The organism is Pseudomonas sp. B3G-3 (assembly GCF_028640915.1).
In the GTDB taxonomy this organism is placed as follows: Bacteria; Pseudomonadota; Gammaproteobacteria; order Pseudomonadales; family Pseudomonadaceae; genus Aquipseudomonas; species Aquipseudomonas chlororaphis_I.
Genome location: NZ_JAQZAB010000127.1, coordinates 184536 through 201117, shown reverse-complemented (window position 1 = coordinate 201117; position 16582 = coordinate 184536). Strand labels below are relative to the sequence as shown.

The following is a 16582-nucleotide window of genomic DNA, read 5'->3' as shown; positions in this document are numbered from 1 at the left end:
GCGTGCGGCTCAAGTGCATCAAGCTGGCGGGGTTCAAGTCCTTCGTCGACCCGACCACGGTGAACTTCCCCAGTAACATGGCGGCGGTGGTCGGGCCCAATGGGTGCGGCAAGTCGAACATCATCGACGCCGTGCGCTGGGTAATGGGCGAGAGCTCGGCCAAGAACCTGCGCGGCGAGTCGATGACCGACGTCATCTTCAACGGTTCCACCAGCCGCAAGCCGGTGAGCCAGGCCAGCATCGAGCTGGTCTTCGACAACTCCGACGGCACCCTGGTCGGCGAGTACGCGGCCTACGCGGAAATCTCCATCCGCCGCAAGGTCACCCGCGACAGTCAGAACAGCTATTTCCTCAACGGCGCCAAGTGCCGCCGTCGCGACATTACCGATATTTTCCTCGGCACCGGCCTGGGGCCACGCAGCTACTCGATCATCGAGCAGGGCATGATCTCCAAGCTGATCGAAGCCAAGCCGGAAGACCTGCGCAACTTCATCGAAGAAGCGGCGGGGATTTCCAAGTACAAGGAGCGTCGCCGGGAAACCGAAAACCGCATCCGCCGTACCCACGAAAACCTGGCGCGCCTGACCGACCTGCGCGAAGAGCTGGAGCGCCAGCTCGAACGCCTGCACCGCCAGGCCCAGGCGGCCGAGAAGTACCAGGAATACAAAGCCGAGGAGCGTCAGCTCAAGGCCCAGCTGTCGGCGTTGCGCTGGCAGGAGCTTAACGAGCAGGTCGGCCAGCGCGAATCGATCATCGGCAACCAGGAAGTCGGCTTTGAAGCCCTGGTGGCGGAACAACGCAATGCCGACGCCGCCATCGAGCGCCTGCGCGACGGTCACCATGAGCTGTCCGAGCGCTTCAATCTGGTGCAGGGGCGCTTCTATTCGGTCGGCGGCGATATCGCCCGGGTCGAGCAGAGCATCCAGCACGGTCAGCAGCGTCTGCGCCAGTTGCAGGACGACTTGCGCGAGGCCGAGCGTGCACGCCAGGAGACCGAATCCCACCTGGGTCACGACCGCACCTTGCTCGCCACCCTCGGTGAAGAGCTGGAAATGCTCGAGCCCGAGCAGGAAGTCACCAGCGCCGCCGCCGAAGAGGCTGCCGCGGCCCTGGAAGAAGCCGAAGCCACCATGCACGGCTGGCAGGAGCAGTGGGACGCATTCAACCTCAAGTCCGCCGAGCCGCGGCGCCAGGCCGAGGTGCAGCAGTCGCGTATCCAGCAGCTCGAAGGCAGCATGGAGCGTCTGGGCGAGCGCCAGCGGCGTCTGGTGGAGGAGCGCGCGTTGCTCGCCGCCGATCCGGAAGACGCGGCAATCCTCGAACTCAACGAACAACTCGCGGCGAGCGAGGCGACCCTGGAAGATTTGCAGGCCAGCGAAGACGGTCAGGTCGAGCGCCTGGAGCAACTGCGCCAGGAGCTGCATCAGGCGACCCAGGCCCAGCAGCAGGCCCAGGGTGAATTGCAACGTCTCAATGGTCGCCTGGCCTCTCTGGAGGCTTTGCAGCAGGCGGCGCTCAATCCGGGGACCGGCGCGGCGGAGTGGCTGCGCGAGCAACAGTTGGCCGAGCGTCCGCGTTTGGCCGAAGGCTTGAAGGTCGAGGCCGGTTGGGAGCTGGCGGTGGAAACCGTGCTCGGCGCCGACCTGCAAGCGGTGTTGGTCGACGACTTTGCCGGCTTTGACCTGGCCGGGTTCGAGCAGGGCGATCTGCGCCTGCTCCAGCTGGCGGGCGAGGGCGCGCGGATACCCGGCAGCCTGCTGGACAAGGTCGATGCCCAGGTCGACCTGGCGCCCTGGCTGGGTCAGGTCAAACCGGTGGAAAGCCTTGAACAGGCTCTTGCCCTGCGTGGCCAATTGGCGGCCGGCGAGAGCCTGATCAGCCGCGACGGTTTCTGGGTCGGCCGGCATTTCCTGCGGGTGCGCCGCGCCAGCGAAGCGGAAAGCGGCATGCTCGCGCGCAACCAGGAAATCGAGCAGTTGAGCCAAGAGCGCGACGAGCGCGAAGCCAGCGTGGAAGACCTGGAAACCCACTTGCAGAACCTGCGTGCGCAACAGCGCCAGCAGGAGAACGGTCGCGAACACCTGCGCCGCCTGCTGCAGGACGAAGCCCGTCAGCAGGGTGAATTGAAAGCCAAGCTTTCCGCCGGCAAGGCCAAGGCCGAACAGCTGGCCCTGCGCCGTACCCGTCTGGATGAAGAAGTGGCGGAGCTGGGCGAGCAGCGCGCCGTGGAACACGAGCAGGTGGGCGAAGCCCGTCTGCAGCTGCAGGAAGCCCTCGACAGCATGGCCCTGGACACCGAGCAGCGCGAATTGCTGCTGGCCCAGCGCGACAGTTTGCGTGAGCGCCTGGACCGGGTGCGCCAGGAGGCGCGCCAGCACAAGGATCACGCTCACCAGTTGGCGGTACGCCTGGGTTCGCTCAAGGCCCAGCACGATTCCACCCGCCAGGCCCTGGAACGCCTGGAGCTGCAATCGGAGCGCCTGACGGAGAAGCGTGAACAGCTCAGCCTGAACCTGGAGGAGGGCGCCGCACCGCTGGAAGAGCTGCGCCTGAAGCTCGAGGAGTTGCTGGAAAAGCGCATGACCGTCGACGTCGAGCTCAAGAGCGCGCAGATCGCCATGGAGGATGCCGACCGCGAATTGCGCGATGCGGAAAAACGCCGGACCCAGGCCGAGCAGCAATCGCAATTGATCCGTGGCCAGCTCGAACAGCAGCGCATGGAATGGCAAGCCCTGAGCGTGCGCCGCAAGACCTTGCAGGACCAGTTGCTGGAAGACGGCTACGACTTGCAGGGCGTGCTCGCCACGCTGACCGAACAGGCCAGCGAGAAAGAGGCCGAGGAAGAGCTCGAGCGGATTGCCGCGCGTATCCAGCGCCTGGGGGCGATCAACCTCGCGGCCATCGATGAGTACCAGCAGCAGTCCGAGCGCAAGCGTTATCTGGACGCCCAGGACGCCGATCTGGTGGAAGCCCTGGAAACCCTGGAAAACGTGATTCGCAAGATCGACAAGGAAACCCGTAATCGTTTCAAGGATACCTTTGATCAGATTAACGGCGGTTTACAGGCACTCTTTCCAAAAGTTTTCGGTGGCGGCAGCGCTTATTTGGAACTGACGGGCGAAGATCTACTCGATACAGGGGTAACGATCATGGCGCGTCCGCCAGGGAAGAAGAACAGCACCATTCATTTGTTGTCCGGTGGTGAGAAAGCATTGACGGCCCTGGCGCTGGTATTTGCCATCTTCAAGTTGAACCCGGCGCCGTTCTGCATGCTCGACGAAGTTGACGCTCCGCTGGATGACGCTAACGTTGGACGCTACGCAAGGCTGGTTAAAGAGATGTCGCAGACGGTGCAGTTCATCTATATCACCCACAACAAGATCGCCATGGAAATGGCCGATCAATTGATGGGCGTGACGATGCACGAGCCCGGCTGTTCACGCCTGGTAGCCGTGGATGTCGAGGAGGCGATGGCGATGGTGGACGCCTGATATCCGGGCGACCAAAGCCGGTATGTAAGTGACAAGTAAGAGGTTTTTACCTGCGCCGAGTACTGGCTGATCGACATATTGAATGAAGCCGTTGCGACAGACGGTGTAAAGTTGTCTTTGGTCGTGCTAGTTTAATGTCAATTTTTCCTATACGTGGGCAAAAGGCCAGTCAGAACATAGAGTTGGCGCCACGTTTTAAAGCGGTTTGCAGTTTGCTAAACCTCTTATTTTTCAGCATTTTTCATAGAGGCACGGGATTACATGGAAATCGGTCTGCGCGAGTGGCTGATCGTCATCGGCATCATTGTCATTGCCGGTATTCTTTTTGATGGCTGGCGCCGTATGCGCGGCGGCAAGGGGAAGTTGAAATTCCGTCTGGATCGTAGCCTGTCCAACCTGCCGGACGACGACAGCAGTGCCGAACTGCTGGGCCCGCCCCGCGTGCTGGATACCCATAAGGAACCGCAACTCGATGAGCACGACCTGCCGTCGATGAGCGCGCCGGCGCGCGAACCGCGCGAGTCTGGTTCCAAGCGTGGCAAGCGTGGCAGCGAGCCACAGCAGGGCGACCTGAACCTCAACCTGGACCTGGACGGCGGCCCGAGCTTCAGCAGCCGTGACGACGACTTCCCGGATGAAACCAAGGCTTCCGGCTACGCCGACAAGGACCAGCCGCAAGCCGAAGAAGTGCTGGTGATCAGCGTGATCTGCCGTGATGCCGGCGGCTTCAAGGGCCCGGCGCTGTTGCAGAACATCCTGGAAAGCGGCCTGCGCTTTGGCGAGATGGATATTTTCCACCGTCACGAAAGCATGGCTGGCAATGGCGAAGTACTGTTCTCCATGGCCAATGCGGTCAAGCCAGGCGTGTTCGACCTGGACGACATCGACCACTTCAGCACTCCGGCCGTGAGCTTCTTCCTCGGCCTGCCAGGCCCGCGTCATCCGAAGCAGGCTTTCGACGTGATGGTGGCTGCGGCGCGCAAGCTGTCCCAGGAACTGAACGGCGAACTGAAGGACGACCAGCGCAGCGTACTGACCGCCCAGACCATCGAACACTACCGTCAGCGCATCGTCGAATTCGAGCGTCGCGCCCTGACCCAGAAGCGCTGAGCGCTTCGCGAGCCAGCCGCTCCGGCATAACCCTTGGCCTGCCGGAGCAGGCTCGCGACAGGGTCGCAAGACCCTCCAGACAAATATTGAGCAGCCTAGGCTGCTCTTTTGCTTTTTGAGAGAACACCATGACCGCCGTCGAAACCCGCATTCTTGAGCTGCGCGCTGAGCTGGATCAGCACAACTACCGCTACCACGTCCTCGACGAGCCGAGCATTCCCGACGCCGAATACGATCGCCTGTTCCACGAACTCAAGGCGCTGGAAGCCGAGCACCCGGAGCTGGTCAGCAGTGATTCGCCGACCCAGCGCGTGGGTAGCGCGGCGCTCTCGGCCTTCACTCAGGTGCGCCACGAAATCCCCATGCTCAGCCTGGGCAACGCCTTCGAAGAAACCGACATGCGTGAATTCGATCGTCGGGTGACCGAGGGGCTCGACCTGCCGGTGGGCGATCTGTTCGGTGGCGGGGCGGCGGTGGAATACAGCTGCGAGCCGAAGCTCGATGGCCTGGCGGTCAGCCTGCTGTATCTGGACGGTGTGCTGGTGCGCGGCGCGACCCGCGGCGACGGCACCACCGGCGAAGACATCAGCGTCAACGTGCGCACCGTGCGCAACATTCCGCTGAAGCTGCACGGCAGCGGCTGGCCGGCGACCCTCGAGGTGCGCGGCGAGGTCTACATGTCCAAGGCCGGTTTCGAGCGGCTCAATGCCGCGCAGCTGGAAGTGGGTGGCAAGACCTTCGCCAACCCACGGAACGCCGCGGCCGGCAGCTTGCGCCAGCTGGATTCGAAGATCACCGCCAGCCGTCCGCTGGAATTCTGCTGCTACGGGATTGGCCAGGTCACCGCTGACATTGCCGACACCCATATCGGCAATCTGGAGCAGCTCAAGCACTGGGGCATGCCCGTCAGTCGCGAGCTGAAGTTGGCCAAGGGCATCGACGAATGCCTGGATTACTACCGCGATATCGGCGAGCGCCGCAATGGCTTGCCCTATGAAATCGACGGCGTGGTGTTCAAGGTCAACAGCATTGCCTCGCAGCGCGAACTGGGCTTCCGGGCGCGGGAGCCGCGCTGGGCAATCGCCCACAAGTTCCCGGCGATGGAAGAGCTGACCGAGCTGCTGGACGTGGAATTCCAGGTCGGCCGTACTGGCGCGGTAACCCCGGTGGCGCGCCTGAGGCCGGTCAAGGTGGCGGGTGTCACCGTCTCCAACGCGACCCTGCACAACATGGACGAAGTGGCGCGCCTGGGCCTGATGATCGGCGACACCGTGATCATCCGCCGCGCCGGCGATGTGATTCCGCAAGTGGTGCAGGTGGTCACCGAGCGCCGTCCGGAAAACGCACGCCAGGTGCATATCCCAGAAACTTGTCCGGTGTGCGGTTCTCACGTCGAGCGCACGCAACTGATCAAGCGCAGCAAGGGCAAGGAAACCATCAGCGAGGGCGCGGTGTACCGCTGCGTCGGTCGCCTGGCCTGTGGTGCGCAGCTCAAGCAGGCGATCATCCACTTCGTTTCCCGTCGGGCGATGGATATCGAAGGGCTGGGCGACAAGACCATCGAACAGCTGGTGGACGAAAAACTCATCGGCTCACCGGCCGACCTCTACAAGCTCAAGTACGAGCAGATCATCGACCTGGAAGGCTTCGCCGAGGTCTCCAGCAACAAGCTGCTCAAGGCCATCGAAGACAGCAAGAAGCCGGGCCTGGCGCGCTTCATCTATGCCCTGGGCATTCCCGATGTGGGCGAGGAGACGGCCAAGGTCCTGGCGCGCTCCCTGGCCTCCCTGGAGCGCGTGCAGCAGGCCTTGCCGGAAGTGCTGACCTACCTGCCGGATATCGGCCTGGAAGTGGCTCACGAGATTCACAGCTTCTTCGAGGACAGCCATAACCGGCAGGTCATCGGTGCCTTGCTCGATCCGCAGCAGTGCGGGCTGCAGTTGCAGGATCAGGGCGACCTGGGCGCCGAGTTCGCCGCCAGCACCACCCTGGGCGGCATGCTCGACAAGCTGAATATTCCATCGGTGGGGCCGGGTGCGGCGCAGAAGCTGGCGGACAAGTTCGGGACCCTCGAGGGTGTGGTCAAGGCGGACTGGCTGGACATGCGCCAGACCCTGCCGGAGAAGCAGGCCAAGGCCGTGCGCGAGTTCTTCGATATCGCCGAGAACGCCACACGGGCGCTGGCCATCGAGGCGCAGTTGCAAGCCTTCGGCATGCACTGGCAGAGCGAGAAGAAGGTGGTGGAAGGGCTGCCGCTGGCTGGCCAGACCTGGGTGCTCACCGGCTCGCTGGAGCTGATGAGCCGCGACGTGGCCAAGGACAAGCTGGAAAGCCTGGGCGCCAAGGTTGCCGGCTCGGTTTCGGCCAAGACCCATTGTGTGGTGGCCGGTCCTGGCGCCGGCTCGAAGCTGGCCAAGGCCAACGAGTTGGGCCTCAAGGTGCTGGATGAAGAAGCCTTCGTGGCCTTCCTCGGCCAGCACGGTATCTCGGCATAACCCTGTAGCCGCTGCCGCAGGCTGCGATCGACCGCGCAGCGGGCGTTGCTTTGTCGGGCGCCGGAAGGTCCTGCGGACCTTATCGCAGCCTGCGGCAGCGGCTACATGGAATCATGTTCCCTTGTAGGAGCGAGCTTGCTCGCGAAAAAATCTCCAGGCTTGCACGCGATGCGATATGGAAATCGCTTCGCGAGCAAGCTCGCTCCTACAGAAAAGCGGATCGCCAGCAAGGCGATGGAACAATAGTCCCGTTCCCATGATCTAGTCTTGGCAAGCCCAGGGAGAGATCGCCATGTACCGCTTCTTCGAACAGCTCAGTTCCCGTATCGCCGCGCCCTTTGTCCGTGAGAACAGCCGCAACAGCAAGGTCTGGTTGTGCCGCTGCGGGCAGTCGCTGTTCTTTCGCAACAGTCAGTGCCTGGCCTGTTCGGCGGCCCTGGGTTATCAACCGGAACAGAGTCGCCTGTCGTCGCTGCAGCCAGGGCCGGAGGTCGATACTTGGCTGCTGGACGTCGACCCGCAAGCGGGGCTGTTCCGGCGCTGCGCCAACCTCGATACCCCGGCGGCCTGTAACTGGCTGCTGCCGGCTTATGGCGCCGGCACCTTGTGCATGGCGTGCCGGTTGAACCGGACCATTCCCGATCTTGGCGTGGCGGAAAACCCCGAGCGCTGGCGCAAGGTGGAAATCGCCAAGCGCCGCCTGGTGGCGCAACTGATGAGCCTGGGGTTGCAGCTGATCGCCAAGAGCGAGGATGAAGAGGCTGGCCTGGCTTTCGATTTCCTCGGTGTCGATCGGCAGGGCAAGGCGCCCATGACCGGCCACGCCAACGGTCTGATCACCCTCGACATAAAGGAAGCCGATGACGCCTATCGCGAGCAGGTGCGGGTACAGATGCGCGAACCCTATCGCACCTTGCTCGGGCACTTCCGGCATGAGGTGGGGCATTACTACTGGGATCGTCTGATCGCCGACAGCCATTGGCTGGAACCCTGTCGCGCGCTGTTCGGCGACGAACGCGCGAGCTACGCCGAAGCCCTGGACCGACATTATCAACAGGGTGCGCCCAACGATTGGTCGCAGGCCTACGTCAGCGCCTACGCCACCATGCACCCCTGGGAAGACTGGGCGGAAACCTGGGCCCACTACCTGCACATGATGGACGCGGTCGATACCGCGCTGGGCTTCGGCATGAGCGCCCGGGAAATGGACTTCGACTACCAGCCGTTTCCGCTGGACACCCTGTATGACCCACAGCATCCCGGCGGCCCGGCGTTCCTCTCTTTCGTCAACGCCTGGATCGAACTGGCGGGCATGCTCAACGAATTGTCACGCAGCATGGGTCAGCCCGACTTCTATCCCTTCATCCTGCCGCCCGCGGTGATCGCCAAGCTGCACTTCATCCACCTGGTGATCCAGCAAGCCGGCGGCAAGGCCGACGAAGTGCTCGAACAGGCCTGAATCCACCACCTGCCTCTGCAGGAGCGAAGCTTGCTCGCGATGCAGGCGACTCGGTCCGGCAGAAGGCCGCGGCGATGCTGTCGCGAGCAAGCTTCGCTCCTACCAAGGGCGGTTAGCGAGCTGTGCGCACGCCATCGAGCAAGGCATCGACCACCGCGCGAGCCATTTCCACGGAATGCACCATGGACCAGATCAACCCGCGCTCGATGCCGCTGCCCTGTTCGGTGATTTCATCCGAGACTTCTTCGGCGCATTTGAGCAGCAGTGAAACATGCATCAAGGCTTCTTCGGCATTCACCCCGGCCTGTACCGCGAACAGCGGGCGCTGCTGGGCGTCGCGCAGGCCGAACGGCTGGCTGCGGGTTTCTTTGAGTTGTGTGAGCAGCGGTTGCTGCTGGTCGTTGAGCGACAAGAGCAGGGAGATATTCGCCGCATCCAGTTCAGGATCGCGTAGTCGGCGCGGGGGAGTGAGTGGCGGATCGGGAACGAGCTTTTTCATGTGGGTACCTACGACTCTCTGAAAGATGAAAGCCGCCAGTCTCGCTTCCACACGAGAGGGTGGCAGCCATGCGTGGGTGTGGAAGACCGGGGAGTCCTTGGTACCCAAAGCCCGGCGCACCCGAAGGTGCCCCACGCATGGTCGCCATAACACGGATCTGCGGACGCAAAACGTCAGCAGTCGCTGTTGAGCGCTGTACCAATGACTTTTCCAGACTTCCACATCCGGGTCGTTGAAACTGCAACGACCCCCGCAGACTGCCCGATCAAATTCAGGGGTACAACCCGCCCAAAGGCGTTCCAGAGTTTCTAGGAAACCCCTTACAAAACAAAGCGAAAAATCGACTGCCAGCTCGCCGCAAAACTGCCATTCCACTCATGCGCGGTCCCCTGTAGCCGCTGCCGCAGGCTGCGATCGACTGCAAAGCAGTCGCCAGCCATTCGATTGCGCTCAGCTGAAATACGGTGTCACCCGCGATGGCGGCCGCTGCGCGACCGAACGCAGCCTGCGGCAGCGGCTACAGGAATCGACGAGCGGGCGGGGAGAGGGGTAATGATCCAAGTACTTGAAGCCGTTCAGATTTTTTAATCTTTACAGAGCGGTTGTAACTTCGCCGCAGATAGGTACAATGGCGCGGCTCGCCGTCAGGTGAGCGTCGTTATGGTGACCCCATTGGTCCCCTCGCAACGATCAGCCGTGAACCCGGTCAGGCCTGGAAGGGAGCAGCCGCAGCGGTGACATTGTGTGCCGGGGTGTGGCTGGTGGGGTTGCCTCCATAACGCCCAAGCGATTCATAGTCGCCCCTCTGTTTATGCCCCTCTTCAGTTCTTTCTGTAGCAACGCACGATATTGATGATCTGCGCTGACTCTCCGTTCTGATATTTTTTACTCCTTCATTGCCTGTTAAACCTTTAATGGCCCTTTGCCTTGCTTCCCTTCCTGCTATTGGGGAGAATCCTCGCCGCTTTGATACGCAATTTGTGTCATGGCATGGATGTTGTTACGGAAGTTATTCAAAAGGGTAGGGAGAAGGGCGTGAAGAAATTATTTAAGTGGGTAGGTATCATCTTTGGTTGCCTGGTGGTTATCGGGATGGTTTCCAACGCAATGAAGTCTCCTGAGCAAAAGCAAGCCGAAGCTGCGGCGCTTGAGCAGCAGCGTGTAGAGCAGGCTGCAGCTGAAAAGGCTAAGGTAGTCGCTGAATTGGCGGCGATGCCTGTCGTAACTGCCTCTGCTATTGCCTCGGCTTATGATGCAAACACGGTCGCGGCTGACCAGCAGTTCAAGGGTAAGAAGTTCAAGGTGTCGGGCACTGTTGCAGATATCAACACCAACTTCATGGGGCAGCCTTATGTAACGTTGCGCGGTGGTGTGAATCAGTTCATGGAGCCGCAATTTGCCTTTGAAAAGTCTGATGCTGAGCAGTTGGTCAGTCTCAAAAAAGGTTCGAAGGTTACCTTGCTTTGCACAGGTAAAGGCGATGTGGCGAAAGTTCCGATGTCGGATTCTTGCTCGCTGCTCTGATTTATTTAACAGGCTCCATAAGAAGGGGTTCATTAAAAATGAACCCTTTTTTGCATTCGGCCTTTGCTCATTCTGTATTTGACGGAAAAGCGTCAGCCGACGTTTATCCAGGTCAACATTACAAGGTGTATTCAAAGGCCAGTCGCTCGTTTCATTTCCCCAATCGTTCCTGCAACAACTGCGCAAACGCGTCCCGTGCGGTGTGGCGTTCTATTTCCTTGTTCCAGACAAAACGAATGTCGATCGGCTGCAGGTCGGCGAAGCGGTGGCGCGTCAGGCCCGCGGACAGGGTGTAGCGCTCGAGCACGCCTTCCGGGGCCAGGGTCATGCCGGCACCGGCGCTGACACAGTCGATGATGGTGCCCCAGCTGGCATAGCCGATGATGGTCGCGGTCACGTCGTGGGCGTTCAGCCAATGCTCCAGGGCGCGGCGGTAAGGGCAGCCGCCGGGCCACATGAACAGGGTCTGGTCTTGCAGGTCGCGCGGGCTTAGTACAGGTGCCGCATCGGCGCTGGCGACCAGCACCAGGGGCTCGCTGTAGAGGGCGGTGCGCTCCAGCTTTGGCTGGGGCGTGTCGACCGCAACCAATGCGCCGTCGATCCGGTGGTGTTGCAGCTCTTCGAACAACTGCGACCAGGTACCGGTTACCAGCTCCAGAGTGACCTGGGGAAAGCGCTGATGGAACTCCGCCAGCAGCGGCGGCAGGCGTCCGCCGGCACAGGACTCGATGGCGCCGATGCGCAGGATGCCGCTGGGTTCGGCCTGGCGATCGACGGCGCGTTTGGCTTCATCCACCAAGGCCAGGATGCGCTCGCTGTAACCCAGAAAGATTTCCCCATCCGGACTGATTTTCAGCCCGCGGCCCGCGCGGATAAACAGCCGGGTGCCCAGCTCGCCTTCCAGTTGCTTGAGGCGGTTGGTGATGTTGGAGGGCACGCAATGCAGTTGTTCGGCCGCCCGGGCAATGCTGCCGGTACGGGCGACGGCTTTCACCATCTTCAGCTGGCTCAGTTCCATTGCTCATTTCCAGTGAGGTCTGGTCTCAGTATCCGTTAATTGTGGTGAGTTGTGGCGGGCGGGAGACTGAAGGCCTTCCTTGTGCTACCGAGTGCCTGTGTCTTGAATATCTCCCCTGCGTTGAAACTGGTCCTGGCGACCGCCGCGGTCATTCTGTGTTGGGCTTATTCCCCGGTGGGTATCCATATCGGCCTGGAGGGTTACGAGCCTGGCCATCTGGCGTTGCTGCGCTTTCTGATTGCCTCACTGTTCATGGGCGCCATTGCCCTGGTGAAAAGAATCACCTTGCCACGCTGGCGTGATCTGCCCTGGTTGCTGGTGCTGGGCTTTTTTGCCATCGCCCTGCATCACGTCAGCCTCAACTATGGCCAGCAGGGGTTGAGCGCGGGGGCGTCCAGTGTGCTGGCGCAGTCGGCGCCGATCTTCAGCACCCTGATTGCGTTTTTCTGGTTGAGGGAGCCAGTCAGCGGTTGGCGCTGGGGCTGTGTCGGGCTGGGGTTGCTCGGCGCGGTCGTGGTGGTCTGGGGCGACCAGGGCGTGGCGTCGATCAAGCCCCAGGGATTGCTCGTACTGCTGGCGGCCTTCTCCTGGGGGTTGTACTTCGTGCTGCAGCGGCATTATTCGGGGCGTTACGACCTGTTGACCACCGTCTGCTACATGGTCTGGGCCGGCACCTTGCTGTTGAGCCTGTATTGGCCAGGGCTGGCGGTCGCGGTGGTCCAGGCGCCGTGGCGGGTGAACCTGGCGGTGTTGCTGCTGGGGTTGTTTCCCAGTGCGCTGGCTTACCTGGCGTGGGCCTATGTGCTGGCGCGGGTCGAGGTCAGCCGCGCGTCCATCGCCATGTACCTGATACCGCCAATCGCCATGCTGATGGCAGCGCTGGTCCTGCATGAGCGGGTGCATGGCGCGGTGGTCGTGGGGGCGGCGATCGTCCTCGGTAGCGTGATGGCGATGCAGTTGGAGGGGCGTTGGTCGCGGCGTCGCTCGGTACTGCCGGAGGCTATCGCCGCGACTGCCGTTCACTCCAGGATCGGGCAGAACACCCTGAGTCGATGTCCGTCCGGGTCCAGGGCGACGAAGGTGTAGCCGAAGTCCAGGGCGGTCGGATCCTGGGCGATGCTCACGCCGGATTCGGCCCATTGGCTGTGCAGTCGGTCGACGGTCTGGTTGTCGGCCACCCCTAAGGCCAATTCGCCGCCGCCACCGGCGACCTGGGTGGCTGGCTCGACATCCTGCCTGGACCAGAGGCCGAGCTTGAGCCCCGAATCGAGGATGAACAGGGCGAAGGTCGGCGACAGCTCGACCGGCGGTCTGTCCAGCAGGCGGCTGTAGAAATTGGCGCTGGTGGCGGGGCTGTCGACGTATAGCAGAAGGTAAGTGCTGGTAGCGATCATCCGGACTCCTGGAAAGGTTGGGCTGCGCACGCCAGCTTAAGGGGCGCCGTTGTCAGTTCCTGTCAGGAGTCATCTGGGGGAAATAAAGAGGAGGCAGGCTATCGGCTTCGATAGGGCTGCCTCCTCTGCGTGTTGCTCGGCTCTAAGGCTTGGACAAGGCCAGGTCTACCGCTGCTATCAGCTTTCCCAGGTCCTTCGGGGTGGCTTTGTGAATGACACCGAACAGATACGCCCGCTGTTCGTCTTCGTCGCCCAGATCTGCGAAAAAGGCTTTCAGCTTCACTCCCAGTACATCGGCCAGCAGGAACAGCGCTTCCACACTGGGGGTGTAGGTGCCGGTTTCGAAGCGGCTGATGGTTTTAGGGTCAAAACCGGTTTTTTCGCCTAGTTCAGCCTGAGTAAGCCCCGCTACCTTGCGGTAACGCCTGATGGCTGGACCCAAACTTGAAATTTGCATCGCTCAATTCCCATTTAGAATCAAGAACTTAACGATAAATCTTTGCATTAGGCAACGCCATGATTCATCACCTTGCCTTGCAAAATGTGATGCAATTCGTAGAATCGACGCTTCGGACAGGCATTTGGTGATCTAGTTTCAGAAGATGAACTGATGAAACAAGAACTCATTGCATTTTCCTTGTTCACCAGAATCGAGGGTATGGCGCAGGCGCGAACGTCTCGCTGATGATTGCCAGTGTCCCACCCGCCAAATTCGGCTGATCCTTAAGTGATTTTAGTTGGTCTTCGTCGATTCGAAGGTCAATGACGGTGTCGGTCGCTGTACGGTTGCAATTGTGTCAGGTGGGGCAAGACGGTGCGCCATTTTCCGTGAGTCGGCCTCTTGCCGGCTTGTCTGGGCTGGCATTGTCGAATGCTGTCTATGGAGTTTTAACGTGCGTCTGAATGTGCCGGTCACCTCTGTTGAACAGATATTTTCGGACCAGCAGCCCAGGCCTGCCTGGGATTGCGAAAATATTGAGAGTGAACGCCCAAACATCTCTTCCGGGCTCCGTGCCCTGGTCGAGCGGTTCAACCGCTAGCGACAGTGAGTCAGACTCATGGATGAGAAATACCGCAGGGCCGTGGATGCAGCCGCCATTTTTTCCGAGACCGACCTGACCGGCCGGATCACTTACGTCAACGACCAGTTCTGTTCGATTTCCGGCTACAGCCGAGAAGAGCTGCTGGGCGCCAATCACCGGATTCTCGGCTCCGGCCTGCACCCTCCCGAATTCTTCAGCAGCATGTGGCGCACCATTGCCCTGGGCCAGGTCTGGAAGGGCGAGATCTGCAACCGGGCCAAGGACGGGACTTTATATTGGGTCGACAGCACCGTCGTACCTTTGCTCGATGAGGCCACTGGTCGGGTCCAGCGTTATGTGGCAATTCGTTTCGATATCAGTGAAAAACGGCGCTTGCTGCACTCGCTGCAATGGCGGGTCGGCCACGATGTGCTGACCGGTTTGCCCAACCGTTCCTTCCTTTCCGACCTGCTCAACCAAGCGCTGGATTACTCGCGCAAGGAGAACATCGCGCTGGCGGTGTGCATGCTCGATCTCGACGGCTTCAAGGCGGTCAACGATGGCTACGGGCACGCCAGCGGCGATCTGTTGCTGGTGGAGGTAGCGGCGCGCCTGCGCTCGATCATTCGCGGCGAAGACGTGGTGGCGCGCCTGGCCGGGGATGAGTTCGTGCTGATCCTGCGCCATGTGCGCGACATTCGCGAGTTGCGGGCGGCGTTGCATCGGGTGCTGGGGGTGATCTCCACGCCCTATCTGATCCAGGACAAGGAGATCAACGTCTGCGCCAGCATCGGCGTGACGCTGTTTCCCGCCGACAACGATGACGCCGACACTTTGCTGCGGCATGCCGACCAGGCGATGTACGTGGCCAAGCAGAGCGGGCGCAATCGCTTTCACTTGTTCGATGTGTCGCGGGACCGCGAGGTCAAGGCTACCCACCAGACCGTGGAGCGGGTCCGGCAGGCGTTGGCGTCCGGCGAGCTGTGCCTGCACTTTCAACCCAAGGTCAATATGCGCAGCGGCGAGGTGGTGGGTTTCGAGGCGTTGCTGCGCTGGCAGCATCCACAGCGGGGCATGGTCGCGCCTCGGGAGTTCCTGCCGCTGGTGGAGGAGACCGACCTGATCGTCGATATCGGCGAGTGGGTGATGGAGCAGGTCATGGCCCAGTTGCGGCAATGGCAACTGGCCGGACAGCGCTGGCCGATCAGCGTCAATATCGCAGCGCGGCATTTCCAGCGGGCGGATTTCGTCGACCGACTCAAGGCGGTGCTCGAGCGCCATCCACAGATTGCCCCGCAGTTGCTGGACCTGGAAATCGTCGAGGCGGTGGCGGTGGAGAATATCCAGCATGTCAGCGCTTGCCTCGAGGCCTGCCAGGCGCTGGGGGTGCAGTTTTCCCTGGGGGATTTCGGAACCGGGCATTCGTCCCTGAGTTACCTCAAGCGCTTGCGCACCCAGACCATCAAGATCGACCGCATGTTCGTGCGCGACATGCTGCACGACCAGGGTGACCTGGCGCTGACCCAGGCCTTGATCGGCCTGGCCCGGGCGTTTGACCGGCAGGTGGTGGCCGAGGGCCTGGAAAGCATGGAGCACGGCGAGTTGCTGATGTCGCTGGGCTGCGACGTGGCGCAAGGCTATTTCATCGCCCCGCCCATGCCGGCCAGCGAGGTGCCGGGTTGGGTGGCGACCTTCCTGCCGCCGCTGGAATGGTGTCCGCAGGACGAAGTCGGCTGACGCCTAAGGTGCCTCGTAGCTCTGCGGGGCGCTCTCGGTCGGCCTGCGGCCGGTGTACAGGCCGATGAGGTCGTCGATCTCTCCCGACATTTTCATCCGCAACAAGGTGCGCAGCACGCGTTGCACCGGCAGCGCCGGATCGTTGCGGACGACGCAGCCGACCGCCTGTTCCTGCAGGATGGCCACGCTGTGCAGTTGCTGCTCGGGCGGCAAGGTCTGATTGAACCAGTCCAGCGTCCATTGGTTGCTCACCGCGTAGCGGTAGCGGCCGGCCCAGAGTTTTTGCAGCACCTGTTCCTGGTTGCGCGCGTCGTCGCGGAGCAACTGGCGGCTGTCGAACAAGGGTTGCAGGGAAGGGTAGGTGTAGCTGAGGACGGTGCCGATGGGCTGCGTCGGCAGGTCCCGGGGCGTGACCGGGAATAGGTGTCGCTCGCGGCTGACCAACAGGTCGCGCTGAATGAACAGCGGGATGCTCCAGATGTAATCGCCGGCCTGGTTGGGCAGCCAGGACTGGGCGGCATAACAGCGGACATCGATTTCCCCGTGATCCATGGCCGCCTGCACGCGGGCCCGCGCCAGGACGTGGAATTCGGCCGGGGTGCCGACCTGGGTGGCGAGGCTGGCCATCAGGTCGTGGAGAATGCCCTGGGTGGGTCGGCCACGTTCGATCTGTACCACGGGCATGGCCCAGCTGTCGGGGATCGAGAAGCGCAGGGCCGGTTCTGCGGCAAAACCATTCATGGCAACCAGCAGAAAGGCGCCCAAGGCTAAACGCATAGAGTCTCCACGCAGGAAAAGGCCGCTGACGAGCCTGACAAAAAGCAGCTTAGCCA

The 16582-nt window shown here is 61.7% G+C and carries 12 protein-coding genes and 1 other RNA gene; 8 read left to right on the top strand and 5 right to left on the bottom strand.

Going from position 1 to position 16582, the window contains the following annotated elements:
* The first annotated feature begins 2 nt into the window (after window positions 1-2).
* The 4 genes from smc (at window position 3) to PVZ80_RS28505 (ending at window position 8555) form a co-directional block, all read left to right on the top strand.
* Complete coding sequence (gene smc / locus PVZ80_RS28520) at window positions 3-3491, top strand: chromosome segregation protein SMC (RefSeq protein ID WP_198919977.1); 3489 nt, start codon at window positions 3-5, stop codon at window positions 3489-3491.
* Window positions 3492-3752: 261 nt separating this feature from the next.
* Window positions 3753-4601 (top strand): cell division protein ZipA, encoded by an 849-nt coding sequence (gene zipA, locus PVZ80_RS28515; RefSeq protein WP_009047922.1) that lies wholly within the window; start codon window positions 3753-3755, stop codon window positions 4599-4601.
* Window positions 4602-4729: 128 nt separating this feature from the next.
* Window positions 4730-7096: an NAD-dependent DNA ligase LigA gene (gene ligA / locus PVZ80_RS28510; RefSeq protein WP_009047923.1), complete on the top strand. Its 2367-nt coding sequence runs from the start codon at window positions 4730-4732 to the stop codon at window positions 7094-7096.
* Window positions 7097-7388: 292 nt separating this feature from the next.
* On the top strand, window positions 7389-8555 hold the full coding sequence (locus PVZ80_RS28505; protein ID WP_273864872.1) for a zinc-binding metallopeptidase family protein: 1167 nt from the start codon (window positions 7389-7391) through the stop codon (window positions 8553-8555).
* A 112-nt stretch (window positions 8556-8667) separates the two neighbouring features.
* Here the strand turns inward: PVZ80_RS28505 and PVZ80_RS28500 are convergent, their stop codons facing one another.
* Entirely contained in the window at window positions 8668-9054 is a 387-nt protein-coding gene (locus PVZ80_RS28500; protein ID WP_038631199.1) for a DUF6124 family protein, read from the bottom strand.
* A gap of 670 nt (window positions 9055-9724) precedes the next feature.
* Here PVZ80_RS28500 and ffs point away from each other — a divergent pair.
* Both ffs and PVZ80_RS28490 read left to right on the top strand, forming a co-directional pair.
* Window positions 9725-9821: signal recognition particle sRNA small type (gene ffs / locus PVZ80_RS28495), an RNA gene on the top strand.
* A gap of 268 nt (window positions 9822-10089) precedes the next feature.
* Window positions 10090-10578, top strand: a complete 489-nt coding sequence (locus PVZ80_RS28490) for an OB-fold protein (RefSeq protein WP_051408725.1) — start codon at window positions 10090-10092, stop codon at window positions 10576-10578.
* Between the two features lie 151 nt (window positions 10579-10729).
* On the opposite strand, the gene PVZ80_RS28485 is transcribed toward PVZ80_RS28490, so the two are convergent.
* Window positions 10730-11596 carry a LysR family transcriptional regulator gene (locus PVZ80_RS28485; RefSeq protein WP_106696893.1) on the bottom strand — a complete coding sequence of 289 codons (867 nt, stop codon included), beginning with the start codon at window positions 11594-11596 and terminating at the stop codon, window positions 10730-10732.
* A gap of 102 nt (window positions 11597-11698) precedes the next feature.
* Here PVZ80_RS28485 and PVZ80_RS28480 point away from each other — a divergent pair, with 102 nt between their 5' ends.
* On the top strand, window positions 11699-12682 hold the full coding sequence (locus PVZ80_RS28480) for a DMT family transporter (protein WP_273864871.1): 984 nt from the start codon (window positions 11699-11701) through the stop codon (window positions 12680-12682).
* Here PVZ80_RS28480 and PVZ80_RS28475 read toward each other — a convergent pair.
* Entirely contained in the window at window positions 12616-12990 is a 375-nt protein-coding gene (locus PVZ80_RS28475; RefSeq protein ID WP_198919980.1) for a VOC family protein, read from the bottom strand. The two genes, PVZ80_RS28480 and PVZ80_RS28475, sit on opposite strands and share 67 nt — an antisense overlap.
* A 142-nt stretch (window positions 12991-13132) precedes the next feature.
* A complete protein-coding gene (locus tag PVZ80_RS28470) occupies window positions 13133-13447 on the bottom strand; it encodes a helix-turn-helix domain-containing protein (protein ID WP_007922376.1) in 315 nt (104 codons plus the stop codon).
* A gap of 601 nt (window positions 13448-14048) precedes the next feature.
* On the opposite strand from PVZ80_RS28470, the gene PVZ80_RS28465 reads away from it, so the two are divergent.
* The gene (locus PVZ80_RS28465; protein WP_103331033.1) at window positions 14049-15749 is read left to right on the top strand and encodes a putative bifunctional diguanylate cyclase/phosphodiesterase; all 1701 of its coding nucleotides are present in this window, start codon (window positions 14049-14051) and stop codon (window positions 15747-15749) included.
* Between the two features lie 3 nt (window positions 15750-15752).
* Here PVZ80_RS28465 and PVZ80_RS28460 read toward each other — a convergent pair whose 3' ends face one another.
* Window positions 15753-16526, bottom strand: a complete 774-nt coding sequence (locus PVZ80_RS28460) for a substrate-binding periplasmic protein (RefSeq protein ID WP_124313044.1) — start codon at window positions 16524-16526, stop codon at window positions 15753-15755.
* Window positions 16527-16582 lie beyond the last annotated feature (56 nt).

Bases quoted from the DNA above. Each gene is read 5' to 3' on its own strand.
- PVZ80_RS28465 (WP_103331033.1), top strand. From the start codon at position 14,049: ATGGATGAGAAATACCGCAGGGCCGTGGATGCAGCCGCCATTTTTTCC.
- PVZ80_RS28475 (WP_198919980.1), bottom strand. From the start codon at position 12,990: ATGATCGCTACCAGCACTTACCTTCTGCTATACGTCGACAGCCCCGCC.
- zipA (WP_009047922.1), top strand. From the start codon at position 3,753: ATGGAAATCGGTCTGCGCGAGTGGCTGATCGTCATCGGCATCATTGTC.
- PVZ80_RS28470 (WP_007922376.1), bottom strand. From the start codon at position 13,447: ATGCAAATTTCAAGTTTGGGTCCAGCCATCAGGCGTTACCGCAAGGTA.
- PVZ80_RS28460 (WP_124313044.1), bottom strand. From the start codon at position 16,526: ATGCGTTTAGCCTTGGGCGCCTTTCTGCTGGTTGCCATGAATGGTTTT.
- PVZ80_RS28500 (WP_038631199.1), bottom strand. From the start codon at position 9,054: ATGAAAAAGCTCGTTCCCGATCCGCCACTCACTCCCCCGCGCCGACTA.
- PVZ80_RS28505 (WP_273864872.1), top strand. From the start codon at position 7,389: ATGTACCGCTTCTTCGAACAGCTCAGTTCCCGTATCGCCGCGCCCTTT.
- PVZ80_RS28485 (WP_106696893.1), bottom strand. From the start codon at position 11,596: ATGGAACTGAGCCAGCTGAAGATGGTGAAAGCCGTCGCCCGTACCGGC.
- ligA (WP_009047923.1), top strand. From the start codon at position 4,730: ATGACCGCCGTCGAAACCCGCATTCTTGAGCTGCGCGCTGAGCTGGAT.